General features: G+C 60.9%; 21 protein-coding genes and 1 pseudogene. 11 read left to right on the top strand and 11 right to left on the bottom strand.

The annotated features are described in order from the left end of the window. Window positions 1–18: 18 nt before the first annotated feature. Together glyA and DKB71_RS30860 are read right to left on the bottom strand one after the other, a co-directional pair. The gene (gene glyA / locus DKB71_RS30855) at window positions 19–1,272 is read right to left on the bottom strand and encodes a serine hydroxymethyltransferase (protein WP_274075563.1); all 1,254 of its coding nucleotides are present in this window, start codon (window positions 1,270–1,272) and stop codon (window positions 19–21) included. Between the two features lie 283 nt (window positions 1,273–1,555). Then, window positions 1,556–2,284, bottom strand: a complete 729-nt coding sequence (locus DKB71_RS30860) for a TraX family protein (protein WP_408599179.1) — start codon at window positions 2,282–2,284, stop codon at window positions 1,556–1,558. Window positions 2,285–2,415: 131 nt separating this feature from the next. On the opposite strand from DKB71_RS30860, the gene DKB71_RS30865 reads away from it, so the two are divergent. Both DKB71_RS30865 and DKB71_RS30870 read left to right on the top strand, forming a co-directional pair. Further along, window positions 2,416–3,456: a low specificity L-threonine aldolase gene (locus DKB71_RS30865; protein WP_274075564.1), complete on the top strand. Its 1,041-nt coding sequence runs from the start codon at window positions 2,416–2,418 to the stop codon at window positions 3,454–3,456. 199 nt (window positions 3,457–3,655) lie between these two features. Continuing rightward, window positions 3,656–4,480, top strand: coding sequence for an SDR family oxidoreductase (locus DKB71_RS30870; RefSeq protein WP_408599180.1), 825 nt, complete (start codon window positions 3,656–3,658; stop codon window positions 4,478–4,480). Between the two features lie 118 nt (window positions 4,481–4,598). Here DKB71_RS30870 and gbcB read toward each other — a convergent pair whose 3' ends face one another. Next, window positions 4,599–5,699, bottom strand: coding sequence for a glycine-betaine demethylase subunit GbcB (gene gbcB / locus DKB71_RS30875; protein WP_046818719.1), 1,101 nt, complete (start codon window positions 5,697–5,699; stop codon window positions 4,599–4,601). A gap of 283 nt (window positions 5,700–5,982) precedes the next feature. Here gbcB and gbcA point away from each other — a divergent pair, with 283 nt between their 5' ends. Continuing rightward, on the top strand, window positions 5,983–7,278 hold the full coding sequence (gene gbcA / locus DKB71_RS30880) for a glycine-betaine demethylase subunit GbcA (RefSeq protein WP_408599181.1): 1,296 nt from the start codon (window positions 5,983–5,985) through the stop codon (window positions 7,276–7,278). A gap of 1,032 nt (window positions 7,279–8,310) precedes the next feature. Here gbcA and DKB71_RS30885 read toward each other — a convergent pair. From DKB71_RS30885 to DKB71_RS30915, 7 genes are all read right to left on the bottom strand, one after another. Beyond that, window positions 8,311–8,877, bottom strand: a complete 567-nt coding sequence (locus DKB71_RS30885; protein ID WP_323606585.1) for a GNAT family N-acetyltransferase — start codon at window positions 8,875–8,877, stop codon at window positions 8,311–8,313. A 112-nt stretch (window positions 8,878–8,989) separates the two neighbouring features. Then, a complete protein-coding gene (locus DKB71_RS30890; protein WP_408599182.1) occupies window positions 8,990–9,760 on the bottom strand; it encodes an electron transfer flavoprotein subunit beta in 771 nt (256 codons plus the stop codon). A 15-nt stretch (window positions 9,761–9,775) separates the two neighbouring features. Then, window positions 9,776–10,996 (bottom strand): electron transfer flavoprotein subunit alpha/FixB family protein, encoded by a 1,221-nt coding sequence (locus tag DKB71_RS30895; RefSeq protein ID WP_408599183.1) that lies wholly within the window; start codon window positions 10,994–10,996, stop codon window positions 9,776–9,778. Further along, window positions 10,996–12,945 carry a dimethylglycine demethylation protein DgcB gene (gene dgcB / locus DKB71_RS30900; protein WP_408599184.1) on the bottom strand — a complete coding sequence of 650 codons (1,950 nt, stop codon included), beginning with the start codon at window positions 12,943–12,945 and terminating at the stop codon, window positions 10,996–10,998. The genes DKB71_RS30895 and dgcB overlap by 1 nt, the downstream gene beginning before the upstream one ends. 137 nt (window positions 12,946–13,082) lie before the next feature. Then, complete coding sequence (gene dgcA, locus DKB71_RS30905) at window positions 13,083–15,143, bottom strand: dimethylglycine demethylation protein DgcA (RefSeq protein ID WP_274075571.1); 2,061 nt, start codon at window positions 15,141–15,143, stop codon at window positions 13,083–13,085. 15 nt (window positions 15,144–15,158) lie between these two features. Then, window positions 15,159–15,689 (bottom strand): 4-vinyl reductase, encoded by a 531-nt coding sequence (locus tag DKB71_RS30910; RefSeq protein ID WP_046818255.1) that lies wholly within the window; start codon window positions 15,687–15,689, stop codon window positions 15,159–15,161. 78 nt (window positions 15,690–15,767) lie between these two features. Continuing rightward, window positions 15,768–16,745: a dipeptidase gene (locus tag DKB71_RS30915; RefSeq protein ID WP_008033250.1), complete on the bottom strand. Its 978-nt coding sequence runs from the start codon at window positions 16,743–16,745 to the stop codon at window positions 15,768–15,770. Between the two features lie 236 nt (window positions 16,746–16,981). On the opposite strand from DKB71_RS30915, the gene DKB71_RS30920 reads away from it, so the two are divergent. The 3 genes and pseudogenes from DKB71_RS30920 to DKB71_RS30930 all read left to right on the top strand — a co-directional run bounded on the left by DKB71_RS30920 (window position 16,982) and on the right by DKB71_RS30930 (window position 18,072). Further along, the gene (locus DKB71_RS30920) at window positions 16,982–17,383 is read left to right on the top strand and encodes a lysozyme inhibitor LprI family protein (RefSeq protein ID WP_408599185.1); all 402 of its coding nucleotides are present in this window, start codon (window positions 16,982–16,984) and stop codon (window positions 17,381–17,383) included. Window positions 17,384–17,400: 17 nt separating this feature from the next. Next, window positions 17,401–17,622, top strand: a pseudogene (locus DKB71_RS30925) (helix-turn-helix domain-containing protein); the annotation flags it as partial. A 33-nt stretch (window positions 17,623–17,655) separates the two neighbouring features. Further along, window positions 17,656–18,072 carry a DUF3010 family protein gene (locus tag DKB71_RS30930; RefSeq protein WP_408599186.1) on the top strand — a complete coding sequence of 139 codons (417 nt, stop codon included), beginning with the start codon at window positions 17,656–17,658 and terminating at the stop codon, window positions 18,070–18,072. A gap of 122 nt (window positions 18,073–18,194) precedes the next feature. Here the strand turns inward: DKB71_RS30930 and DKB71_RS30935 are convergent, their stop codons facing one another. Further along, entirely contained in the window at window positions 18,195–19,139 is a 945-nt protein-coding gene (locus DKB71_RS30935; protein WP_408599187.1) for a GlxA family transcriptional regulator, read from the bottom strand. Between the two features lie 209 nt (window positions 19,140–19,348). Here DKB71_RS30935 and choX point away from each other — a divergent pair, with 209 nt between their 5' ends. The 5 genes from choX to DKB71_RS30960 all read left to right on the top strand — a co-directional run bounded on the left by choX (window position 19,349) and on the right by DKB71_RS30960 (window position 24,152). Further along, entirely contained in the window at window positions 19,349–20,293 is a 945-nt protein-coding gene (gene choX, locus DKB71_RS30940; RefSeq protein ID WP_274075575.1) for a choline ABC transporter substrate-binding protein, read from the top strand. Window positions 20,294–20,369: 76 nt separating this feature from the next. Next, window positions 20,370–21,257, top strand: a complete 888-nt coding sequence (locus DKB71_RS30945; protein ID WP_274075576.1) for a 3-keto-5-aminohexanoate cleavage protein — start codon at window positions 20,370–20,372, stop codon at window positions 21,255–21,257. Between the two features lie 142 nt (window positions 21,258–21,399). Then, entirely contained in the window at window positions 21,400–22,365 is a 966-nt protein-coding gene (locus DKB71_RS30950; RefSeq protein ID WP_408599188.1) for an L-carnitine dehydrogenase, read from the top strand. 134 nt (window positions 22,366–22,499) lie between these two features. Next, window positions 22,500–22,976, top strand: a complete 477-nt coding sequence (locus DKB71_RS30955) for a thioesterase family protein (protein WP_408599189.1) — start codon at window positions 22,500–22,502, stop codon at window positions 22,974–22,976. A gap of 12 nt (window positions 22,977–22,988) precedes the next feature. Continuing rightward, window positions 22,989–24,152 carry a gamma-butyrobetaine dioxygenase gene (locus DKB71_RS30960; protein WP_408599190.1) on the top strand — a complete coding sequence of 388 codons (1,164 nt, stop codon included), beginning with the start codon at window positions 22,989–22,991 and terminating at the stop codon, window positions 24,150–24,152. Window positions 24,153–24,374 lie beyond the last annotated feature (222 nt).

The following is a 24,374-nucleotide window of genomic DNA, read 5'->3' on the forward strand; positions in this document are numbered from 1 at the left end:
TTTACTCCAAAACCGCGCTCAGCGATAAACCGGGAAGTCCGCGCACAGTGCCGATACTTGCTGGGCGACATTGGCCTCGACATCGGCATCGCCGAGGTTGTCGAGGATGTCGCAGATCCAGCCGGCCAGTTCGACGCACTGGCTGACCTTGAAGCCGCGAGTGGTCACCGCCGGGGTGCCGATGCGCAGGCCGGAGGTCACGAACGGCGACTGTGGATCGTTCGGGACAGCGTTCTTGTTCACGGTGATGTGGGCGCGACCGAGTGCTGCATCCGCCTCTTTGCCGGTGAGGCCCTGACGGATCAGGCTGACCAGGAACAGGTGGTTATCGGTGCCGCCGGACACTACATCGTAGCCGCGTTTGATAAAGACGCCGGCCATGGCCTGGGCGTTGTCGATCACTTGCTGCTGGTAAGCCTTGAAGCCTGGCTCCAGCGCTTCCTTGAAGCACACGGCCTTACCGGCGATCACGTGCATCAGCGGGCCGCCCTGGGCACCGGGGAACACTGCAGCGTTGAGCTTCTTCTCGATTTCTTCGTTGGACTTGCACAGGATCAGGCCGCCACGTGGACCGCGCAGGGTCTTGTGGGTGGTGGTGGTGACCACGTCGGCGTACGGCAGCGGGTTCGGGTACAGGCCGGCGGCGACCAGACCTGCTACGTGGGCCATGTCGACGAACAGCAGTGCACCGACCTTGTCGGCGATCTGGCGGAAGCGCGGGAAGTCGAGGGTCTTGGAGTAGGCCGAGAAACCCGCAACGATCATCTTCGGCTGGCACTCGACGGCCAGGCGCTCGACTTCGTCGTAATCGATCAAGCCGGTCTTGGTGTCGATGCCGTACTGCACGGCGTTGTACAGCTTGCCCGAGGACGACACCTTGGCGCCGTGGGTCAGGTGACCGCCATGGGCCAGGCTCATGCCCAGGATGGTGTCGCCGGCTTGCAGCAGGGCCAGGTACACGGCGCTGTTGGCCGAGGAACCGGAGTGCGGTTGCACGTTCGCGTAGTCGGCGCCGAACAGCTGCTTGGCGCGTTCGATGGCCAGGGCTTCAACCTTGTCCACGTGCTCGCAGCCACCGTAGTAACGCTTGCCCGGATAACCTTCGGCGTACTTGTTGGTCAGGCCGCTGCCTTGCGCTTGCATGACGCGTTTGCTGGTGTAGTTCTCTGACGCGATCAGCTCGATGTGATCTTCCTGACGTTGCTCCTCGGCATTCATCGCCGCCAGCAGTGCATCGTCGTAACCCTGGATCTGGTCTTGCTTGCTGAACATCGCGTCTCTCCCAGCGGCGGCGGTGCGCCATTCGTCTCGGTGAGGCACTGGCTTTTCGGCAGTGCCCTTTGATAGCGATGGTATGACTGGCTTGGAGTCGTCAAATGCCTACGGGCGCCACGCAAAGGTGCGTTTACGACATGGCGGGAAACAGCTGGCCTGACGCAAGTCTCAAATCAGCACAACCCCCTTGTGGGAGCGGGCTTGCTCGCGAAGAACGATGACGCGGTCTGTCTGAAACACCGAGGTGCCTGCTTCGCGAGCAAGCCCGCTCCCACAAGGGTCAAGCGATGGCCTGGCGTAGTGCTAGCAACAGGAGGAAATGCGCGGGATAGAGCGCATAGGCCCAGCGGCGCATGGGTGGTGCTTTTACGTCATGGAAGTGTCGCAACAGGAACAGTCCCAGCCATGGCGCAATCAGACAAGTGACGATGGCGGGAATGGCCGCGCTGTTGCCCAGTCGCGCGGCGTAATACAGCACCTGCCATTGATTGGCCGCCAGACAGACCAGCCCCGGCAGCAGCGCGAAATACCAGGGACGACCGATCACCAGCAGCAGCGCGAATGGCAACAGGACTCCAAAGAAACCGAACATCACTTTCTGCGTGAACAGCGCCGCCAGCAGCAAGGCGACGGCTGCCAGTAACCGCGATTGCAGCGTCGGCTGCTGCCAGCCACGCGCCACCAACAGACCAAGGACCAGGGTGGGCATTACGTTCAGCGTGTCGTGCCCAGGAATGAACATTCGGTAGGGAATTTCGCTCACGGCGCTAAACAGCAACAACCAGCCCAGATAGCGCCATTGCCCACCCCTCTCCACAGCAGGCTTTCGCGCAAGATTGGCAGCCATTGCCAGACAGAACCACGGAAACGCCAACCGCCCCGGCACATACAGCAGATCGACGGAGTAACCGACATATCGCAGGTGATCGAGCACCATGCTCAAAAGCGCCAGCCACTTGAGCAGATCCAGTGCACGGTCACGCTGCTTTAAGTGTGTAGTCACGTGCATAATTGCCCGGCATCCTTGTAATTTTCTGACAGCGACATCCCGTGTGCTCTCCTGACGATCTTGGGTACAGTGCGCACCATCATTGACCACGAGACGCTTCACCATAGGCGTCCCGACCACGGAAGCAGGCCATGACCGATAAGAGCCAACAATTCGCCAGCGACAACTATTCCGGCATCTGCCCTGAAGCCTGGGCTGCCATGGAACAGGCCAACCATGGCCACCAGCGCGCTTACGGCGACGACGAGTGGACCGCCCGCGCGTCCGACGATTTCCGCAAATTGTTCGAAACCGACTGCGAAGTGTTCTTCGCCTTCAACGGCACCGCCGCCAACTCGTTGGCCCTGTCGTCGCTGTGCCAGAGTTACCACAGCGTGATCTGCTCGGAAACCGCCCACGTCGAAACCGACGAATGCGGCGCACCGGAATTCTTCTCCAACGGCTCCAAGCTGCTGATCGCCCGCACCGAAAACGGCAAGCTGACCCCGGAATCGATCCGCGAAGTGGCGCTCAAGCGCCAGGACATCCACTACCCCAAACCCCGCGTCGTGACCCTGACCCAGGCCACTGAAGTCGGCAGCGTCTACACCCCGGACGAAATCCGCGCCATCAGCGCCACCTGCAAGGAACTGGGCCTGAACCTGCACATGGACGGCGCGCGGTTCTCCAACGCCTGCGCGTTCCTCGGCTGCACGCCTGCGGACCTGACCTGGAAAGCCGGGGTTGATGTGTTGTGCTTCGGCGGCACTAAAAACGGCATGGCCGTGGGCGAGGCGATCCTGTTCTTCAACCACGCACTGGCTGAAGATTTCGACTATCGCTGCAAACAGGCCGGGCAGCTGGCGTCGAAAATGCGCTTCCTCTCCGCCCCATGGGTCGGAATCCTGGAAAACGGGGCCTGGCTCAAATACGCCCGCCACGCCAACCACTGCGCACAACTGCTGGCCGAACTGGTCAGCGACATTCCTGGCGTGGAACTGATGTTCCCGGTGCAGGCCAACGGCGTATTCCTGCAGCTGTCGGAACCGGCCATCGCCGCACTGACCGCCAAGGGCTGGCGTTTCTACACCTTCATCGGCAACGGCGGCGCACGCTTCATGTGCTCGTGGGATACCGAGGAAGAGCGGGTGCGGGAATTGGCCCGCGACATCCGCGAAGTCATGTCCCACTAACACCACAAACCCTGTGGGAGCGAGCCTGCTCGCGATAGCGGCGGATCAGCCAACATTGATGTTGGAGCAAAATCCGCCATCGCGAGCAGGCTCACTCCTACAAAGGCATCCGAATCCCCTGACATTCTGCACCTGAAGACTTCGTCTACATTGTCTGTCGAGCCGATCCGCTCACATAACAATAATCAGGAGCGTACGCATGTCACTGCAAGGCAAAACCCTGTTCATCACCGGCGCCAGCCGTGGCATCGGCCGCGAGATTGCGCTTCGCGCCGCGCGTGACGGTGCAAACATCGTGATCGCCGCCAAAAGTGCCGAGCCGCATCCCAAACTGCCAGGTACGATTTTCAGTGTGGCCCGGGAAGTTGAGGCCGCGGGCGGGAAGGCGCTAGCCCTGCAAGTGGATGTGCGCGATGAAGTCGCCGTGCGCGAGGCGCTGGCCCAGGCCAACGAACATTTCGGCGCCATCGATGCGCTGGTCAACAACGCAGGCGCGATCAAGTTGACCGGAGTCCAGCACATCGAACTCAAGCGCTTCGACCTGATGCACCAGATCAACACGCGCGCCGTGTTGCTGTGCAGCCAGGCTGCCCTGCCCTACCTGAAGAAATCCGCAGGGCACATCCTCAACCTGTCCCCGCCGCTGAATCTGGACACCAAGTGGTTCGCCCAATACAGCCCCTACACCGTGACCAAGTACGGCATGAGCATGCTGACGCTGGGCATGAGCGAGGAATTCCAGAATTACGGGATCAGTGTCAATTCGTTATGGCCGCAGACCATGATTGCCACTGCCGCGATCGAGTTTCAGCTGGGGTCGAGGGAGTCGTTCAAGCATGCGCGCCTGCCTGCGATCATGGCCGATGCCGCCCATATCATTTTGAGCAGTGCGAATCGCAGCCTGACCGGACGCTTGTTGATCGATGAGGAAGTATTGCGGGAAAACGGAGTGACGGAGTTCGAGCACTATCGGTTTGCACCGGATAGCAGCGAAAAACTCATGACTGACCTGTTTATCGACTGAGATATCCTCAACCCCTGTAGGAGCTGCCGAGTGAAACGAGGCTGCGATCTTTTGACTTTAAAGATCAAGATCAAAAGATCGCAGCCTTCGGCGGCTCCTACAGTGGCTTCGGCGTTAGTTAGAACTCGATGCGCACGTCACCCTTCGGCACACTGCAGCACGACAAAATGTACCCTTCGGCTTCGTCTTCCTCGGTGATCCCGCCGTTGTGTTCCATCTCCACTTCGCCACCCAGCTTCAAGACCTTGCAGGTGCCGCAGATGCCCATGCCGCAGGCTTTCGGGATCAGCAAACCCGCCTTCGCCGCCGCTGCGTGAACGGTTTCGCCCGGCGCAATGCGAATGCTTTTCCCAGACGCGACAAACTCCACCTGATGCAGATCCGCCACGTCGAGTTCCGGTGCATCGGCCGCCTGTTCAGCGTGCTCCACGGCGTCGGCACGCGCCTCTGGCGGGGTCGCGCCGAAAGACTCCTCGTGGTAACGCGACATGTCGAAGCCAGCGCCTTCCAGCAAGCGCTTGACCGCATTCATATAGGGTGTCGGGCCGCAGCAGAATACTTCGCGCTCAAGGAAGTCCGGCGCCATCAATTCAAGCATTCGCTGGTTGAGGTAACCGCGATAACCGGCCCAGGGCTCACCCATGCCGTGCTTCTCGCAGATCAGGTGCAGGCTGAAGTTATCGATCCGCGACGCCATGTGTTCCAGCTCGCGGTGGTAGATGATGTCCTTGGGCGAACGGGCGCTGTGGATAAACACCATGTCGACATTGCCGTTGGTGTCGTAGAACCAGCGCGCCATGGACATGACCGGCGTGATACCCACACCGCCGCTGAGGTAAAGCACCTTTGGCGCGGTGAAGTCCATGGCGTTGAACAGCCCGACCGGCCCGTGCACCGCCAGTTCCTGGCCTTCGTGCAGGGTGTCGTGCAGCCAGTTGGACACCTTGCCGCCCGGCACGCGCTTGATGGTTACCGAAAAGCTGTACGGCACCGATGGCGAGCTGGAAATGGTGTACGAACGCATGATCGGCTGGCCTTCGATTTCCAGCTCCAGGGTGACAAACTGCCCCGGCTTGAAAAAGAACAGGATCGGCTGGTCGGCCATGAAGCAGAAGGTGCGCACATCCCAGGTTTCCTGGATGACTTTGACGCAACGGACGATGTGCCGACCATTGGCCCAGGTCTGGGTGGTTACCGGGTTCAGGAAGCTGTTGGACATGCTGATCTCCACGGCCGACTGTCGGCCTTCATGTTGGCGATTCTGCGTATAGCGCGAACCACCCATTTACCTATCTGCGACATTCACATGCTTATCGCGACCAGCCCCCAACGACCGGGGCTTGCGCGTCGGGAACAGATTGCACCATGTCGCCCATGGATAAGGTTCTGGCCAGCGCCGGCCCCACACTCGCCACACACCAAGACACATTCTTTACACCTTGCGTAGCAACCCTGATTAGCCACTTTCGCCGGCCACACAGAATGGCCTTGAGGATTAAACGATGGACGTCACTACTACCCTTAGCCTGGGCGATCCGCTGGAACCCGCACGCAAGGCCACCGCGCAGATGCTGCAAGAGCGCGAGCGCACGTTCTCGCTGCCGCAGCCGTTCTACTCTGACGAGCGCCTGTTTGATATCGACATGCAGGAAATCTTTCAGAAAGAGTGGTTGATCGCCGGCATGACCTGCGAAATCCCCACCAAGGGCAACTACCTGACGCTGCAAGTGGGCAAGAATCCGATCATCGTGATTCGTGGCGCAGAAGGTGCAGTGCACGCGTTTCATAACGTCTGCCGCCACCGTGGTTCGCGCCTGTGCACCAGCGAAAAAGGCAAGGTCGCCAAATTGGTCTGCCACTACCACCAGTGGACCTACGAACTCGACGGTCGCCTCCTGTTCGCCGGAACCGAAATGGGCGCCGATTTCGACATGAAGCAATACGGCCTGAAACCGGTGAACGTGAAGACCGCCGGTGGCTACATCTTCATCAGCCTGGCAGAGAACCCGCCGGCGATCGATGACTTCCTGTCGACACTCAACCATTACATGGAACCGTACGACATGGAAAACACCAAGGTGGCGATCACCACCACCTTGATGGAAAAGGCCAACTGGAAGCTGGTGCTGGAAAACAACCGCGAGTGCTACCACTGCAACGCGTCGCACCCGGAACTGCTGAAAACCCTGCTGGAATGGGACGACGTCACCGACCCGCGCGCCGACCAGGCGTTCAAGGACCACGTGGCCGCCTCCGCCGCTGCCTGGGAAGCCGAGAAGATCCCTTACGCCCACGCCAGCTTCGGCCTGCGTAACCGCATCGTGCGCATGCCGCTGCTCAAGGGCACCGTGTCGATGACCCTGGACGGCAAACAGGGCTGCGCCAAGCTCATGGGCCGCATCAAGAACCCGGACCTGGGCTCGATGCGCATCCTGCACCTGCCGCACTCCTGGAACCACTGCATGGGCGACCACATCATCGTGTTCACCGTGTGGCCGATCAGCGCCCAGGAAACCATGGTCACCACCAAATGGATCGTGCACAAGGATGCCGTTGAAGGCGTGGACTACGACGTGGAGCGCATGCGCCAGGTCTGGGACGCCACCAACGACCAGGATCGCCGCCTGGCCGAAGAGAACCAGCGCGGGATCAACTCCACCGCTTATCAACCAGGGCCTTACTCCAAGACCTATGAGTTTGGTGTGGTGAATTTTGTGGATTGGTACAGCGAGCGCCTGCTGAGCAACCTCGGGGCTGAGCCTGCGCCTTACCTCAAAGGCGTCCCTGTTCAAGGCTAATGTAGGAGCGAGCTTGCTCGCGAAAAATTCAAGGACACCACTGGGTATCTGGATTTACGCGTCATCGTTCACGACCATCGCGAGCAAGCTCGCTCCTACAAGGGGCTTGCTCACAACAGGTTCTCTCCCCGCTAAATATTCCGCATCATTTAGAACTGTACGAAATATGATCTATTCCGGTCAGCGCTATGCTCTACGTGCCTCACAGCCTTCCGCAAACAAGTTATCCACACCTCCACCCACAGCAAATGGGGACAACTGGGGAAATGCGCAAAATTTTTTCCACAAAACCCAAAGAAAAACCGTGACTTATCCGAAACCAAGGTTCTCCAAAACATTGATCATTTTTTGATCTAACGCTCGAAAGCCTTGCCACACCTGGCCTGCAGAAGATCGCAAACACCTTATCCACAGAAGCGCCAACAGAGATTGGGGGCAACTTCGAGGCCGCTGTGGAAAACCGCTGAAAGCCGCGATATTTCTAGGTTTGCAGACGGTTTACTGGTTGAAATAGGCGATTTGATCATTTTTCAACCATAACCCTGAAAGCCATGAATCTAAAGGCCTGTAGCGTTGAGCGAACATCTTATCCACAGAAGCGCCAACAGAGATTGGGGGCAACTCAGCTGACTTGTGCACACTCCCCCTCGAAAAAAAGTCATGAAAAACCGCAGCTTAAGGTGGTTGTTTTTTGATCTGGTGGCTGCAAGCCGCGGTTTGTGTGGGTTTCAGCGAGGGGCGAACACGTTATCCACAGAAGCGCTAACAGGGATTGTGGGTAAAGAGGTCAACAGCTTCTGAAATGATCAACCCGTAGAAGAACTAGCAAAGACCGCTTAAAAGACTTCATAGCCAACCCACTCATAAAAACCAGTTTTATGATCAAGCGCTGAAGCACAGAAAATTTCGTGACCGGTTGCTGCACCCTTAACAGCGCACAATGGAAATGTAGCAGGAGGGTGAGGTCGCGAGAGGTAGACCGGTTATCCACCAGGCTGTGGATAACCGCTAGAGAAGGGATAATTCGAAGCCCTAGGGCCGATACATCAGATAGGCTTCACCCGTGACCCGAATCATCGGATGCGGCGTGATCTGGCAGGAATCGACGATGCGGAAGCCGTGGCGCTCATAGAAACGCCGGGCGCCGGTGTTCGCGGCGTAATCGATCAGGCTCAGGCCATTGAGTCCGAGCCGGTTGGCGCGGTCGTAGGCGTATGCAAGGAACTGCTTGCCCAGCCCCTGGTTGCGCCAGCCTTCATGCAGCGCCAGGCTGGAAATATAAAGGGTGTCGGGGATTTCCATGGTGGCGTACGGCGCCAGCACCGGGTCGGTCACCGGCGCTGCGAACGGGTCGTGACGCATTACATAGCTGTGCAACATGCCGATGACTTGCCCATTCGCTTGGGCAATAAGGCAGTTCTGCCAGGAGAAATCCACATCGTCGCGGGCATATCGCAGGGCCCCGACGTCCAGCAGATCCTGGCCGGGCTCGGCTAACTGGCTCCAGATGTAATCCGCGGCCCCTTCCGAGGAAATCTGGAACAAACGCGCAATCTCTCGCGCATCCGCGCGCACTGCCGAACGAAATTCAACCGACATGTATTGGAACTCCACCAATCATCGAGCGCCCGTTTTAACGTGGGCGCTTATGGCGCGGCAACGCGCCGGAGGGACAGTTATTTTTCCGGGTGTTGCAACTTGAAGTTCAATGTCACCGCACCACACCCTCTTCAATCAGCAGTTTGAGAATCGCTTCAGCCCCCGCCTGTGCCGTAACGCCCTTGAGCACCTGCCCCCCGCCACCGCTGGCCTTGGCCGTGGCAGCTTTCATGCGATCGGCGCCGCTCTTGGCCTTGATCACCTTCAAGCGTTTCGGCCGTGGCTTGGCCGGTTGCAGGGTGGCGACGGCCAACAGTTCGTCGTCGACGACCTCCACGTCATCAGCCTGCAACACCCCACGCCGGGCCGGGCCGTAGGCGCTCTGACGTGGCTTGGGTGCGGCGTTATCCACAGTCGCCAGGAACGGCAAGCGCACTTTCAAGCGACGGCGCTGGCCGCGCGGCAACGCCTGCAGCACCAGCGCAGAACCGCCATCGATCGACTCGACCTGCGCCAGCCCCACCACCAGCGGCCAGCCAAGGCCTTCGGCCAGCAGGAACGGCAACATGCCCGAGCCCTCGCCGGTCTCCGCCTGGCTGCCGGTCAATACGACCTGAGCGCCAGCGTCGCGCAAATAGGCGGTCAACGCCGGCAGCGCATCGGCGCCTTGCGGTTGTTCCAGCACATGCAATTGCTCAAGTCCCATGCCCAGGTAAGCGCGCAAGGCCGGCTCGGCGACATCACCGGCGTGCAGCACCTGCAAGTTATCCCCAGCCAGTTGCAAACCCAGTTCCACCGCCCGCGCATCCTGATCCGCACGGCGTGGTCGACCGGAGGTCGGGTGGGCGCCGATGGACACCAGGCTGATGATTTTCGTGCTCATAACCCTTTCCTTCCCTTAAGCCGCATCGCGCCTGGCCTCGTTGCGGTAGGCCTCTACCGCCGCGATCAAGGCTTGAAGAATCTCGGCGCTCTCGCCGATCACCGACAGGTCGGCCCGTTTGATCATGTCGCAGCCCGGGTCGAGGTTGATCGCCACCACCTTGTCGCAGGCACCGATGCCTTGCAGGTGCTGGATCGCCCCGGAGATCCCCACCGCCACGTAGACCCGTGCCGTGACCCAGGTACCGGACGCGCCGACCTGACGGTCGCGGGCCATGAAACCATCGTCCACCGCCACCCGGGACGCGCCTTCGGTGGCGCCCAAGGCTTCGGCGGTCCTGTGGAAAAGTCCCCAATCCTTGACCCCGTTGCCGCCGGAGAAGATGAATTCCGCTTCGGCCATTGGAATCGCTGCCGGGTCCACCGCCACCGCCCCCAGATCCTCGATGCGCGAGAGACTGCGGGCGACGGTTGTGGATAACTCCACCGGCAGGGCTTCGTGACGGGTTTCGCTGACCGGTTCGGCGCATTCCACAGCGGCCAGGATCAACCGCGCAAGCGGCCGCGCCAGGTCTTGTAAACCGGCACCGGCGCGGCCGATGCATTCCTGATCCTTGACCTGCCAAACCCGCGTGGCCGGGCGTTCGCCCAAGGCGGCAGCAAAGCGTCGACCCAGTTCACCGCCACCAGTACGACTGTCCGGCAGCAGCCAATGACGTGGGCTGAACTGGTTATCCACAGCCCGCAGGCCCTGGACCCGTTGCTCCGGTGCATAACCGCTGAACTGCTCGCCTTCAAGCACCAGCAGGCGATCGACGCCAGCCGTGGCGAAGGCGTTCTCCTTGTGCTCGCCGAAGACCACGGCCAGTACCGCGCCGTCCTTGCCGGCCAATTGATGAGCCAGGCCGAGCAAGTCGCGGTCGTGGCTGCTCAAGCGGCCGCCGACCATGTCCGGCACCACGCTGATGTAGAACGCCGGTGAAGGCACCTGATGCAGCGGCAATTGCACTTCAACGGCGGCGGTACGCTTGGTCGCCCCACCCTGCTGGGCGCCGCTACGGTCGATGCGCTTGATGCCGTTGGGTCCGATGAAGCCGATGCCATGGGGTTTTTTGCGGATGACGCCGTTCGGCCCCATCCAGCTGTGTTGCGCCGGTTGCATGGCCGCGTGCAGCGGGTGCAGGCGGTTGCGGGCGATCCATTCGGCACGGGGGTCGCGGCGGATAATGTCGCTCATCAATGCACCTCCGCAGGTTCACGTTGGGCCGGTGTGGCCGGCTTGCTCGGTGCCTGGTCTTCCAGCAACGCGTCAGCCACCAGTTCGGCAATGTCCTTGATCAACGGTCGCGGCTCAACCACGCCTTCAAGCATCGCGGTGCACTGCGGGCAGCCCACGGCCACCAGTTCGGCGCCCGTCTCGCGGATGTCGTCCATGCGCATGTCGGGAATACGCTGCTTGCCCGGAATGTCGGTGATCGGCGCACCGCCGCCGCCGCCGCAGCAGCGCGAACGGAAACCGGAGCGTTGCATCTCTTTCACTTCAATGCCGAGGGCGCGCAGGACCTGACGCGGCGCCTCGTATTCGCCGTTGTAGCGGCCGAGGTAGCACGGGTCGTGATAGGTCACGCTGTCACCCTTGTGCTGGCCGAGATTCAGCGCGCCGGCGCCGATGATTTCCGCCATGTAGGTGCTGTGGTGCTGCACCAGGTAGTTGCCATCGAAGGCGCCGTATTCGTTTTTCAGCACGTGGAAGCTGTGCGGATCGCAGGTGACGATGCGGTTGAAGCTGTATTTGGCCAGGGTCTGGATGTTGCGCTTGGCCAGCAACTGGAAGGTTGCCTCGTCGCCCAGACGCCGGGCCACGTCACCGCTGTCACGCTCTTCGAGGCCGAGCACGGCGAAGTCGATTTTCGCCGCTTTCAGCACTTTGACGAACGCGCGCAGGGTGCGCTGGTTGCGCATGTCGAAGGCGCCGTCGCCAACCCAGAACAGCACGTCGGTGGATTTCTTTTCGCCGAGCAGATTAAGGTTCAGGTCCGCTGCCCAGTTCATCCGCCCGCCCGGGGCGAAGCCGCCCGGGTTGTCGGTGGCGATCAGGTTTTCCAGGACTTCGGCGCCCTTGTTCGGGGTCGCGCCTTTTTCCAGGGTCAGATGGCGACGCATGTCGACGATGGCATCGACGTGCTCGATCATCATCGGGCATTCCTCGACGCAGGCACGGCAGGTGGTGCACGACCACAGGGTTTCGGCGTCCACCAGGCCGTTGACGATCGGCTGATGCGGATTACCGGCATGCTCGCCAATTGGTTTGCCTGGATACGGGCTGCCGGCGAATTTCGCATCGGTGCCACCCGCCAGACCGACGACCATGTCCTGAATCAGTTTTTTCGGGTTCAACGGCTGTCCGGCGGCAAACGCCGGGCACGCCGCTTCGCACTTGCCGCACTGTACGCAGGCGTCGAAGCCGAGCAGTTGGTTCCAGGTGAAATCCTTGGGTTTTTCCACGCCCAGCGGCGCGCTCGGGTCGTTCAGGTCCAGCGGTTTCAAACCGGTGGAACGACCGCCACCAAAACGCTCGGCGCGACGGTGCCAGGCCAGGTGCAGGGCTCCGGCGAAAGCGTGCTTCATCGGCCCGCCCCAGGTCATGCCGAAGAACAACTCGGACACGCCCCACAGCACGCCGATGCCGAGGATCACCGCCAACAGCCAGCCACCGAAGTTTTCCGGGAGGATACCGGCCACCGGCAGGGTCACCAGGAAGAACGACGCCGAGAACGCCAGCAGGCTTTTCGGCAGGCGCATCCACGGGCCTTTCGACAGGCGCGCAGGTGGGTTGCGTCGACGCAGGTAGACGAAGATCGCGCCGACGAACATCACCGCTGTCATCAGCAGCAGCGCATAGCCGAGGAAGCGGTTATGCAGGCCGAATCCGTGAACCAGTATCGCCAGCACGACGGACGCCACCGCGCCGCCAGCCGTGGCAACGTGGGTGTTGGCGATGTATTTGTCCCGCGCCACCACGTGGTGCAGGTCGACCATGTAGCGCTTGGGCATGGCGAACAGGCCGCCGATCAGGTCGACCTTCGAGGCTCGGCCCCGGCGCCACATGGCCACCCGCCGCAACGCGCCCAGAACCGCGAGGCCCAGGGCGGCGAACAACAGGATTGGAAGAAGGGTGTTCAACATGGTGGAGCTCCCACAAACCACGGAGTCATGCATCGGTCTTGTAGGAGCCGGCTTGCTGGCGATTCAGACGACGCGGTGAGTCAGGCAGACCGCGTTATCGTTCATCGCCAGCAAGCCGGCTCCTACAGGTGGTTGGCTTAGAAATCCTTGCACAGCCGCAGTGCGTCATAGATCGCCGCGTGCACGTTGCGCTGGGCCACGCAGTCACCGATACGGAACAGCAGGTAACCGTCACCGCTCTGTGCAAGGCTTGGTTGCGGCTTGATCGCGAACAAGGCTTCGACGTCGATCTGGCCCTTGTTGCGCGAGCCTTCCTTCATCGCGTAGTAGATTTCCTCGTCCGGACGCACGCCGTTCTCGATCACCACCTGGTCCACCACCCGCTCCTCTTTGGCGCCGGTGTATTCGTTTTCCAGTACTGCAATCAGCTTGTCGCCTTCGCGGTAGACCTTCTCCAGCATCATGTCGCCGGTCATGATCACTTCTTTCGGATACATGCTGCGGTAGTAGGTCGGGAACGACGTACCGCCGATGGCCACGCCCGGCTTGATGTCGTCGGTGACGATCTCGACCTGGCTGCCCTTGTCGGCGAGGAAGTCGGCGGTGGACATGCCGGTGAACTCGCAGATGGTGTCGTAGACCAGCACGTTCTTCGCCGGTGCAACCTTGCCGTCGAGGATGTCCCAGCTGCTGACCACAAGGCCTTCGGCCGCGCCCCAGTGCTCGTTTTGCTCGATGAACGGATGTCCGCCGACAGCCAGCACCACCACGTCCGGACGCAGGTCCATGATGGTCGGCGCATCCGCCGCGGTGCCCAGGCGCAGGTCGACTTTCAACCGTGCCAGCTCCAACTGGTACCAGCGGGTGATACCGGCGATCTGGTCCCGTTGCGGCGCTTTCGAGGCCGTGGTGATCTGCCCGCCAATGAACTCTTTCTTCTCGAACAGCGTGACGTCGTGACCACGTTCGGCGGCCACGCGGGCGGCCTCCATCCCGGCAGGACCGGCGCCGACCACCACCACCTTGCGTTTCACCCCGGTGGTTTTCTCGATGATGTGCGGCAGGCCCATATATTCACGGGAGGTCGCCGCGTTCTGGATGCACAGCACATCCAGGCCCTGGTACTGACGGTCGATGCAGTAGTTGGCGCCGACGCACTGCTTGATCTGGTCGATCTGGCCCATCTTGATCTTGGCGATCAGGTGCGGGTCGGCAATGTGCGCGCGGGTCATGCCGACCATGTCGACGTAACCGCCCTCCAGAATCCGCGTGGCCTGGTTCGGGTCCTTGATGTTCTGCGCGTGCAGCACCGGAACCTTGACCACTTCCTTGATGCCGGCGGCCAGGTGCAGGAACGGCTCCGGTGGATAACTCATGTTCGGAATCACGTTGGCCAGGGTGTTGTGGGTGTCGCAACCCGAGCCCACGACGCCGAGGAAATCGAGCATGCCGGTGTCGTCGTAATACTTGGCGATCTGCTTCATGTCCTCATGGGACAAACCATCCGGGTGGAACTCGTCACCGCAGATGCGCATGCCCACGCAGAAATCGTCACCGACCTCGGCGCGCACGGCTTTCAACACTTCCAGGCCGAACTTCATGCGGCCTTCGAAGGTGCCGCCCCATTCGTCGGTACGCTTGTTGACCCGCGGGCTCCAGAACTGGTCGATCATGTGCTGGTGCACCGCCGAGAGTTCGACACCATCCAGGCCACCGGCCTTGGCGCGGCGCGCGGCTTGCGCGTAGTTGCCGATCACCCGCCAGATTTCTTCTGGCTCGATGGTCTTGCAGGTGGCACGGTGCACCGGCTCGCGTACACCGGACGGAGACATCAGGGTCGGCCAGTTGAAGCCGTCCCAGCGCGAGCGCCGGCCCATGTGAGTAATCTGGATCATGATCTTGGCGCCGTGCTTGTGCATGGCGTCGGCAAGATTCTGGAAGTGCGGAATGATGCGGTCAGTGGACAGGTTGACCGAGCTCCACCACTCCTGCGGGCTGTCGATGGCCACGACGGACGAACCACCGCAGATCGCCAGGCCGATCCCGCCCTTGGCCTTCTCTTCGTAATACTTGACGTACCGGTCGGTGGTCATGCCGCCGTCGGTGGCATAGACCTCGGCGTGCGCAGTGCTGAGCACGCGGTTGCGGATGGTCAGTTTGCCGATCTGGATCGGCTGGAACATTGCTTCGAAAGCCATGGCGGGTTCCTCGACTTACAACGGCTTGACGATGAACAAGCCGTCTTCGTGGCCCTCTTCGGAGCCACCGTAGACTTGCTCGGCCACGGTGCGAATCTTGCTGCCGCGGGCGGCGAGGATCTGGTCCATCGCGCCGGCAAACCAGCCTGTGAACATGTAGTCGACCTTGCGCCCGACCTTGCCGTACACATAGACGAAGGCGGAGTGTTCGAGCTTGACGCTGGCGGTGCCTTTGTCGAGGTCGATGTCCTGGATCTTGAACAGGCCCCAGCCACGTTGCGACAGGCGCTTCATGTAGTGCTCGAACACCGCGACGCCTTCCAGGCCGTGGCATTCGGCTTCTTTTTCACACCAGTGCCAGGCGGACTTGTAGCCGGCCTTGTAGAGGATTTCGGCATAGGCGTCGGCGCCCAGCACTTCCTCGATGCCCATATGGTTATTGACGAAGAAATGACGCGGCACATACAGCATCGGCAGGGCGTCGGAGGTCCAGACACCGGTTTCGCTGTCGACTTCGATAGGCAATTGCGGGGCGATCTTGGCCATGGAAACTTAACTCCAGAAAAATTTTGGTGTTGCCTGCGGCGCGGATGGCCGCAGGTAAGGATTCAGAAGTGCGGCGGCTTATTCGCCCCAGACGTCTTTGAGCACGTTGACCCAGTTCTCGCCCATGATCTTGCGCACCACACGCTCGCTATGGCCGCGCTTGAGCAGGGTTTCGGTGAGGTTCGGGAACTCGCCGACGGTGCGGATGCCCAGCGGGTTGATGATCTTGCCGAAGCTGGTCAGGCGGCGGGCGTAGCCCTTGTCGTGGGTCAGGTATTCGAAGAAGTCCTGGCCATGACCCTGGGTGAAGTCGGTGCCGATGCCGATGGCGTCTTCGCCGACGATGTTCATGGTGTATTCGATGGCTTCGGCGTAGTCGTCGATGGTCGAATCGATGCCTTTGGCCAGGAACGGCGCGAACATGGTCACGCCGACAAAACCGCCGTGATCGGCGATGAACTTCAGCTCTTCATCGGACTTGTTGCGCGGGTGGATTTTCAGGCCCGACGGCAGGCAGTGGGAGTAGCAGACCGGCTTCTTCGATTCGAGGATGACTTCTTCGGACGTCTTGGAGCCGACGTGGGACAGGTCGCACATCACGCCAACGCGGTTCATCTCGGCGACGATTTCGCGACCGAAGCCCGACAGGCCGCCGTCACGCTCGTAGCAACCGGTGCCCACCAGGTTCTGGGTGTTGTAGCACATCTGCACGATACCCACGCCGAGCTGCTTGAACACCTCGACATAGCCGATCTGGTCTTCAAAGGCGTGGGCATTCTGGAAGCCGAAGAGGATGCCGGTCTTGCCCTGTTCCTTGGCCTTGCGGATGTCGGCGGTGGTGCGCACCGGAATCACCAGGTCGCTGTTCTCGCGGATCAGTTTCTGGCTGGCGGCGATGTTGTTGACGGTGGCCTGGAAGCCCTCCCACACCGACACGGTGCAGTTGGCGGCGGTCAGACCGCCCTTGCGCATGTCTTCGAACAGCTCACGGTTCCACTTGGCAATAATCAGCCCGTCGATAACGATGCTGTCGGCGTGCAATTCGGCTGGGCTCATCAGGCTGTCCCCTTGTTGTCGATTCATGCGCCGAATCGTCTGCCGGCGCTTTGGGGCCAGCATATGCCTGAGGGACGGGGCAGCCGGGTGCAAAAACGACAGGGGAATTGCCGAAAGCGTCAATCCGCGACAAAGGGTCGTCGCAAGGCACAATTGCCGACCTGTTCAAGGCGGTCCGCTTGGGCCAGAATTCGCCGCATCACTTGATGCTTCACTGGATGGGAGCGGCAACTCACATGAAATTCTTCTTCCTGGCATTGGCACTGATGGCGACCGGCGTACACGCAGCCGAGGAGTCCGAGGACACCCCCTGCGACAAAGTCGAAAACGACATCCAGACCCTGGAATGCTCGGCCTTCAACAAAACCACCGCCGAAGACTTGCTGAACGAAAACTACAAGAGCCTGGCCGAGCGCATGCAGTCGCTCTACGGCAAGAACCCGTCGCAATTGGCCGACATCACCGCGAAGATCAAAGCCGCGCAACAGCAATGGCTGAAAACCCGCGACGCCGACTGCGCAATTGAAGCCTTCCCGGCGACGGCCGGCAGCAAGGCATTCACTATTGCGCAGAACGATTGCGTGGCGCGGATGAGCGATGAGCGGTCGGAGTTTTTGGAGTCGATTGGGCAGGAGTAAACGCAAGGATGGAAAACATGATGATCCCTCACGAAGTCGTTAGCCGCATTGTCGACGGTGCGTTGCCTGTACGCGCCTGGCGCGAACACTTGAACCTTACACAGGACGAAGTGGCCAAACGCATGGGCATCTCCCAACCGGCCTTCGCCCAGCAGGAAACGGTCGCGAAGCCGCGCAAGGTCACCCGCGAAAAAATTGCAGCGGCGTTTGGCATCACCGCCAATCAACTTGAGCTGTAAGCTGCACGCCTTCAGCCAGAAAAGGGATTCAACATGAAAGTCTGCGGCATCGAAATCAAAGGCAGCGAAGCGATCATTGCCGTGGCCACCCTCGAAGGCTCGGCCCTGGGACACCTGGCGCTCGCCACCAAGAAAATCGCCCTCGAGGATGACGACGAAGCCGCCAACGTCAAGGTGTTTGCGGCTCAGGTGGCGTCGTTCGTGCGGGAGAATTCGATTGATCGCATTGCGATCAAGAAGCGCAGCAAGAAAGGCGAGTTTGCCGGTGGGCCGACGACGTTCAAGATCGAAGGGGTTTTCCAGTTGCTGGAGAATTGCGAAGTGACGTTGTTGTCACCACAGACGATCAATGCCCAGGCCAAGAAGCACGCGTTTGAGCCTCCGGCGACGCTGAACAAGTATCAGCATGAGGCTTACAAGGCGGCGTGTTCGGCGTTGCTGAAGAAATAACCGCAAAAACAGATCAAATTGTGGGAGCGGGCTTGCTCGCGAAGGCGCAGTGTCAGTCGCCATCATTGTTGATGACACACCGCTTTCGCGAGCAAGCCCGCTCCCACAGGGTTCCCAGGTGTCTATGCTTTTGCGGTGCGCCGGTCTTCCCGCGGACACCGCTCAAATTTCGCCCGATAACTGCGGGTGAAATACGACGGCGATTCAAACCCGCAGGCGATGCTCACTTCCAGCACGCTCATATCGGTCTGCCGCAGCAACTGCCGCGCTTTTTCCAACCGTAACCGCAGATAGAAATTGCTCGGCGTGTCGTTCAAATGCAGGCGAAACAGCCGCTCCAGCTGACGCCGCGTCACCTTGATCGATTCCGCCAATTCCAGCGTACTCAACGGCGGTTCGCTGTGCTGCTCCATCTCACCAATCACCTGCACCAGTTTCTTGTTACTGATGCCATAACGCGTGGCGACTTCCATGCGCTGGTGGTCTTTGCGCGGGCGGATGCGGCCGAGCACGAATTGTTCACTGACCTGGATCGCCAGTTCCGGGCCGTGGGCCTGGGCGATCAGATCCAGCATTAAATCGATGGACGCGGTACCGCCGGCGGAGGTGATGCGCCGACGGTCGATCTCGAACAGTTCCTGGGTGACGCTGAGCTGCGGATACGACTCCTTGAAGGCGTCGATGGCTTCCCAGTGCAGGGTCAGGCGGTGGCCGTCGAGCAGGCTGGCTTCGGCGAGGATAAAGCTGCCAGTGTCGATGGCGCCGAGGGTGACGCCTTCAAGGTCCAGCCGGCGCAGCCAGTGCTCCAGCGCTGGAGTGGCGAACTTCAGCGGTTCAAAGCCGGCGACCACCAACAAGGTCGAGCCCTTCTTCAACGGCTCCAGTGCCGCGTCGGCGTTGACCGACATGCCGTTGCTGGCCAGCACTGCCCCGCCATCGGCGCTCAATACATGCCAGCGATACAACTCGCCACGAAAACGATTGGCGACCCGCAACGGCTCGATGGCCGAGATAAATCCAATGGCCGAGAAACCCGGCATCAACAAGAAGTAGAAATCCTGGGACATGGTTCGCACTCGATGGCCGGTAACGAGAGGGCGGGTAGCGTGAGGACGTTGATACGCCACTTGCAACAGCCATTCAAGAGCACAGGTCGCTGCAGTGCAAGAGCTGGTCGCCGCAGTGCGCTTTCATGGCCGCTTAGCTGCGTAACTTGTCATCACCGGCGCATCAGACGCCGGAACTCACAATAATGAAACTGCCGAGGAACCTGAGAATGAAACGACTGATCAGCAGCTGTGTTCTTGCACTCAGTGGTACCGCTTTGCTGAGCGCCAGCGTCATGGCCGCGGAACCCGCCTCTTGCCAGAATGTACGCATGGGCGTGGTGAACTGGACCGACGTGATCGCCACCAGTGCGATGACCCAGGTATTGCTCGACGGCCTCGGCTACAACACCAAACAAACCAGCGCCTCCCAGCAAATCATCTTCGCCGGGATCCGCGATCAGCGCCTGGACCTGTTCCTGGGTTACTGGAACCCGCTGATGACCCAGACCATCACCCCGTTCGTCGACGCCAATCAGGTCAAGGTGCTTGAAGCACCCAGCCTGAAAGATGCCCGCGCCACCCTCGCCGTTCCGACTTATCTTGCAGACAAGGGCCTGAAAACCTTCGCCGACATCGCCAGGTTCGAAAAAGAACTGGGCGGCAAGATCTACGGCATCGAGCCCGGCTCGGGCGCCAACACCCAGATCAAGGCGATGATCGCCAAGAACCAGTTCGGCCTCGGCAAGTTCCAACTGGTCGAATCCAGCGAAGCCGGCATGCTCGCGGCGGTGGATCGCGCGGTGCGCCGCAAGGAAGCCGTGGTGTTCTTCGGCTGGGCGCCGCACCCGATGAACGTCAACGTGCAGATGACCTACCTCACCGGCAGCGACGACGCCCTCGGCCCTAACGAAGGCATGGCCACGGTCTGGACCGTCACCGCGCCGAAATATGCCGAACAGTGCCCCAACATCGGACGCCTGCTGAGCAACCTGACGTTCACCGCCGAAGACGAGAGCCGGATGATGCAGCCACTACTGGATCACAAGGACGCCTTCGAATCGGCCAAACAGTGGCTGAACGATCACCCGCAAGACAAACAGCGCTGGCTCGAAGGCGTGACCACCTTCGATGGCAAGCCGGCGGCTGAGAACCTCAAGCTGACCAGCAAATAACCCCCTGACTTGAACCACCGATTCGCAGCCCGAACGGGCTGCGAACGGAACCACTACGCCTGTAAGGAACCGAAAAATGAACCACGACGTCATCATCACCTGCGCACTCACCGGTGCTGGCGACACGACCGCCAGGAGCCCACACGTGCCGGTCACCCCGAAACAGATCGCCGCTGCCGCCGTGGAAGCCGCCAAGGCCGGCGCCACCGTGGTTCACTGCCATGTCCGCGATCCTGAAACCGGCAAGTTCAGCCGCGACGTGGCGCTGTACCGCGAAGTGATGGAGCGCATCCGCGAGGCCGATGTCGACATCATCGTCAACCTCACCGCCGGTATGGGTGGTGACCTGGAAATCGGCGCTGGCGAGAAGCCGATGGAGTTCGGCCCGAACACCGACCTGGTCGGCCCGCTGACCCGCCTGGCCCATGTCGAAGAACTGCTGCCGGAAATCTGCACCCTCGATTGCGGCACGCTGAACTTTGGCGATGGCGACACCATTTACGTCTCCACCCCGGCGCAGCTGCGTGCTGGCGCCAAACGCATCCAGGAGCTGGGCGTGAAGGCCGAGCTGGAGATTTTCGACACCGGTCACCTGTGGTTCGCCAAACAGATGATCAAGGAAGGCCTGCTCGACAACCCGCTGTTCCAACTGTGCCTGGGCATCCCGTGGGGCGCGCCGGCCGACACCACCACCATGAAAGCCATGGTCGACAACCTGCCTGCAGACGCCGTCTGGGCCGGTTTCGGCATCGGCCGCATGCAAATGCCGATGGCTGCGCAAGCCGTGCTGTTGGGCGGCAACGTGCGGGTCGGGCTGGAAGACAACCTGTGGCTGGACAAGGGCGTGCTGGCGACCAACGGCCAGTTGGTCGAGCGTGCGACAGAAATCCTCAGCCGCCTCGGCGCTCGTGTGCTGACCCCCGCGGAAGGCCGCAAGAAAATGGGCCTGACCCAGCGCGGTTGATTGCACTTACACCCTACCCCTGCAGGAGCCGGCTTGCCGGCGAAGAGGCCGGTAAATCCGCCGCATCTTCTGCGGTGCTGAAATCGCCTTCGCCGGCAAGCCGGCTCCTACAGGGGTTCACCGAACTCTTCAGGAAGTTGCCATGACCTTCATTACCGAAATCAAAATCTTCGCAGCGCTGGGCAGCGGTGTCATCGGCAGCGGCTGGGTGTCCCGTGCCCTCGCCCATGGCCTGGACGTGGTGGCTTGGGACCCGGCGCCCGGTGCCGAGGCCGCCCTGCGCAAACGCGTTGCCAATGCCTGGGGCGCCCTGGAAAAACAGGGCCTGGCACCTGGCGCCTCGCAGGATCGCCTGCGCTTTGTCACGACCATTGAAGAATGCGTGCGCGACGCCGATTTCATCCAGGAAAGCGCCCCTGAACGCCTTGAACTGAAACTGGAACTGCACAGCAAGATCAGCGCCGCGGCCAAGCCCGATGCCTTGATCGGTTCCAGCACTTCCGGCCTGCTGCCGAGCGAGTTCTACGAGAGCTCGACCCACCCGGAACGCTGCGTGGTCGGGCACCCGTTCAATCCGGTTTACCTGCTGCCATTGGTGGAGGTGGTCGGCGGCAAGAACACTGCCCCCGAAGCCGTGCAAGCGGCGATGAAAGTCTACGAATCCCTCGGCATGCGCCCGCTGCATGTGCGCAAGGAAGTGCCGGGATTCATCGCCGACCGCCTGCTCGAAGCGCTGTGGCGCGAGGCGTTGCACCTGGTCAACGACGGTGTCGCGACCACCGGCGAAATTGACGATGCGATCCGTTTTGGCGCCGGTTTGCGCTGGTCGTTCATGGGCACGTTCCTGACCTACACGCTCGCCGGCGGCGACGCCGGCATGCGCCACTTCATGGCCCAGTTCGGCCCGGCCTTGCAGTTGCCGTGGACTTACCTGCCGGCGCCGGAGCTGACCGACAAGTTGATCGACGATGTGGTGGACGGCACCAGCGATCAGTTGGGCAAACACAGCATTTCGGCGCTGGAGCGCTATCGTGATGACTGCCTGCTGGCCGTGCTGGAGGCGGTGAAGACCACCAAAGAGAAGCATGGGATGGCATTTGCCGAATAAACACCGCTGATCCCTGTAGGAGCTGGCTTGCCAGCGATGAGGCCGGTACATCCGCCACCTCTGCGGTGTTGCTAACTTCGCCATCGCCAGCAAGCCGGCTCCTACAGGTTTTCATGACTTCAGGACTTGATGACATGCCCTCTCTCACCACCTACCAAACCAGAATCATCCCCGACTGGGTCGACTACAACGGCCACCTGCGCGACGCGTTCTACCTGCTGATCTTCAGCTACGCCACTGACGCCCTGATGGATCGCCTCGGCATGGACAGCAACAACCGCGAAGCCAGCGGCAACTCGCTGTTCACCCTCGAACTGCACCTCAATTACCTGCACGAAGTAAAACTCGACGCCGAGGTCGAGGTGCATACACAAATCATCGCCCACGACAGCAAACGCCTGCACCTCTATCACAGCCTGCATCGGGTCGGTGACGACCAAGAGCTCGCGGGTAATGAACAAATGCTGCTGCACGTCGACCTCGCCGGGCCGCGCTCTACACCATTCAGCGAAGATACCCTGGGCAAACTGCAAGCCATCGTCGCCGAACAGACCGACCTGCCCGCCCCCGCCTACGTCGGCCGAGTGATCGCATTACCGCCAAAAAAATAACCAGGAGATCGCATGAACACCGCCGCCGCTTTTGCCGACTTCCGTACTTATCCATTGATCAGCGCGCTGACGGGCGTGCAGGCCATGGCCGATCGTGTCCTGGTGAAGTGGGCCGACAACCGCGTCAGCCCCTTTCACCACCCCTGGCTGCGGGACAATTGCCCGTGCCCGTCATGCGTCTACACGGTGACCCGCGAACAGGTGCTGGAAATCGTCGATGTACCAGAAAACCTGATGCCCGCCCAAACCAGCATCGACGCTGAAGGTTGCCTGAGCGTGCAATGGCAGGATGGCCACCTCAGCCGCTTCGACCCCGGCTGGTTGCGGGCCCACGCCTACGACGACGAATCCCGCGCCGAGCGCCTGGCCGGCAAGCCCAAGGCCAGGCTTTGGCACAGCGATCTGCAGTTGCCGGTGTTCGACTATCAAGCGCTGATGAAGGACAACGACGCCCTGCTGCAATGGCTGCTGGCCGTGCGCGACACCGGCCTGACCCAGGTCCGTGGCGTCCCCACCGAGCCCGGCTCGCTGAAGCTGATCGCCCAGCGCATTTCCTTCATCCGCGAGAGCAATTTCGGCGTGCTGTTCAACGTGCAATCCAAGGCCGATGCCGACAGCAACGCCTACACCGCTTTCAACTTGCCGTTGCACAGCGATCTGCCGACCCGGGAGTTACAACCGGGGCTGCAATTCCTCCATTGCCTGGTCAACGATGCCGAGGGTGGCGAGAGTATTTTCGTCGACGGTTTTGCCATCGCCGACGCCTTGCGCCGCGAAGACCCGGAGGCATTCACCAGCCTTTGCAAGATCCCCGTGGAGTTTCGCAACAAGGACCGCCACAGCGACTACCGTTGCCTCGCGCCGATCATCGCCCTGGATGCATTGGGGCAGGTGTCGGAGATTCGCATGGCGAACTTTTTGCGGGGGCCGTTCGATGCGTCGGTGGAGCAGATGCCCAGGCTGTATAGCGCCTATCGCCGCTTCATTGCGATGACGCGCGAGCCCCGATTCAGGCTGATGCAAAGGCTCAATCCGGGCGAGCTCTGGTGCTTCGACAACCGTCGCACTTTGCATGCGCGCAATGCCTTTGATCCCGCTACCGGGGCGCGGCATTTCCAGGGGTGTTATGTGGATCGAGATGAGTTGTTGTCGCGCATTCTTGTGTTGCAACGCTAGACCGCGTCATCGTTCTTCGCGAGCAAGCCCGCTCCCACAGGGGATCTGTGCACGACATTGATCCAATGTGGGAGATTCACAGGCAAAAAAAAGCCCCGATCAAGCCGTGACAGGATCGAGGCAGAGGGTACTGTTGAGGAGCTGCCGTGGGAAGGTGACCAAACCCTCGTGAAGCGAGCTGGGTCCAGTGTGCCGACTCTCAGCGCAGGGAAATAGCCCGAA

It is taken from the genome of Pseudomonas sp. PLMAX (assembly GCF_046042685.1).
GTDB lineage: Bacteria > Pseudomonadota > Gammaproteobacteria > Pseudomonadales > Pseudomonadaceae > Aquipseudomonas > Aquipseudomonas putida_AE.

Excerpts from the sequence above, each read along its gene's own strand:
- DKB71_RS30890 (WP_408599182.1), bottom strand. The coding sequence starts at position 9,760 with ATGAGCACGAAAATCATCAGCCTGGTGTCCATCGGCGCCCACCCGACC.
- DKB71_RS30885 (WP_323606585.1), bottom strand. The coding sequence starts at position 8,877 with ATGTCGGTTGAATTTCGTTCGGCAGTGCGCGCGGATGCGCGAGAGATT.
- DKB71_RS30860 (WP_408599179.1), bottom strand. The coding sequence starts at position 2,284 with ATGCACGTGACTACACACTTAAAGCAGCGTGACCGTGCACTGGATCTG.
- DKB71_RS30935 (WP_408599187.1), bottom strand. The coding sequence starts at position 19,139 with ATGTCCCAGGATTTCTACTTCTTGTTGATGCCGGGTTTCTCGGCCATT.
- DKB71_RS30920 (WP_408599185.1), top strand. The coding sequence starts at position 16,982 with ATGAAATTCTTCTTCCTGGCATTGGCACTGATGGCGACCGGCGTACAC.
- DKB71_RS30955 (WP_408599189.1), top strand. The coding sequence starts at position 22,500 with ATGCCCTCTCTCACCACCTACCAAACCAGAATCATCCCCGACTGGGTC.
- DKB71_RS30865 (WP_274075564.1), top strand. The coding sequence starts at position 2,416 with ATGACCGATAAGAGCCAACAATTCGCCAGCGACAACTATTCCGGCATC.
- DKB71_RS30945 (WP_274075576.1), top strand. The coding sequence starts at position 20,370 with ATGAACCACGACGTCATCATCACCTGCGCACTCACCGGTGCTGGCGAC.
- choX (WP_274075575.1), top strand. The coding sequence starts at position 19,349 with ATGAAACGACTGATCAGCAGCTGTGTTCTTGCACTCAGTGGTACCGCT.
- DKB71_RS30950 (WP_408599188.1), top strand. The coding sequence starts at position 21,400 with ATGACCTTCATTACCGAAATCAAAATCTTCGCAGCGCTGGGCAGCGGT.
- DKB71_RS30960 (WP_408599190.1), top strand. The coding sequence starts at position 22,989 with ATGAACACCGCCGCCGCTTTTGCCGACTTCCGTACTTATCCATTGATC.
- gbcA (WP_408599181.1), top strand. The coding sequence starts at position 5,983 with ATGGACGTCACTACTACCCTTAGCCTGGGCGATCCGCTGGAACCCGCA.
- DKB71_RS30910 (WP_046818255.1), bottom strand. The coding sequence starts at position 15,689 with ATGGCCAAGATCGCCCCGCAATTGCCTATCGAAGTCGACAGCGAAACC.
- dgcA (WP_274075571.1), bottom strand. The coding sequence starts at position 15,143 with ATGGCTTTCGAAGCAATGTTCCAGCCGATCCAGATCGGCAAACTGACC.
- glyA (WP_274075563.1), bottom strand. The coding sequence starts at position 1,272 with ATGTTCAGCAAGCAAGACCAGATCCAGGGTTACGACGATGCACTGCTG.
- DKB71_RS30930 (WP_408599186.1), top strand. The coding sequence starts at position 17,656 with ATGAAAGTCTGCGGCATCGAAATCAAAGGCAGCGAAGCGATCATTGCC.
- DKB71_RS30870 (WP_408599180.1), top strand. The coding sequence starts at position 3,656 with ATGTCACTGCAAGGCAAAACCCTGTTCATCACCGGCGCCAGCCGTGGC.
- dgcB (WP_408599184.1), bottom strand. The coding sequence starts at position 12,945 with ATGTTGAACACCCTTCTTCCAATCCTGTTGTTCGCCGCCCTGGGCCTC.
- DKB71_RS30895 (WP_408599183.1), bottom strand. The coding sequence starts at position 10,996 with ATGAGCGACATTATCCGCCGCGACCCCCGTGCCGAATGGATCGCCCGC.
- DKB71_RS30915 (WP_008033250.1), bottom strand. The coding sequence starts at position 16,745 with ATGAGCCCAGCCGAATTGCACGCCGACAGCATCGTTATCGACGGGCTG.
- gbcB (WP_046818719.1), bottom strand. The coding sequence starts at position 5,699 with ATGTCCAACAGCTTCCTGAACCCGGTAACCACCCAGACCTGGGCCAAT.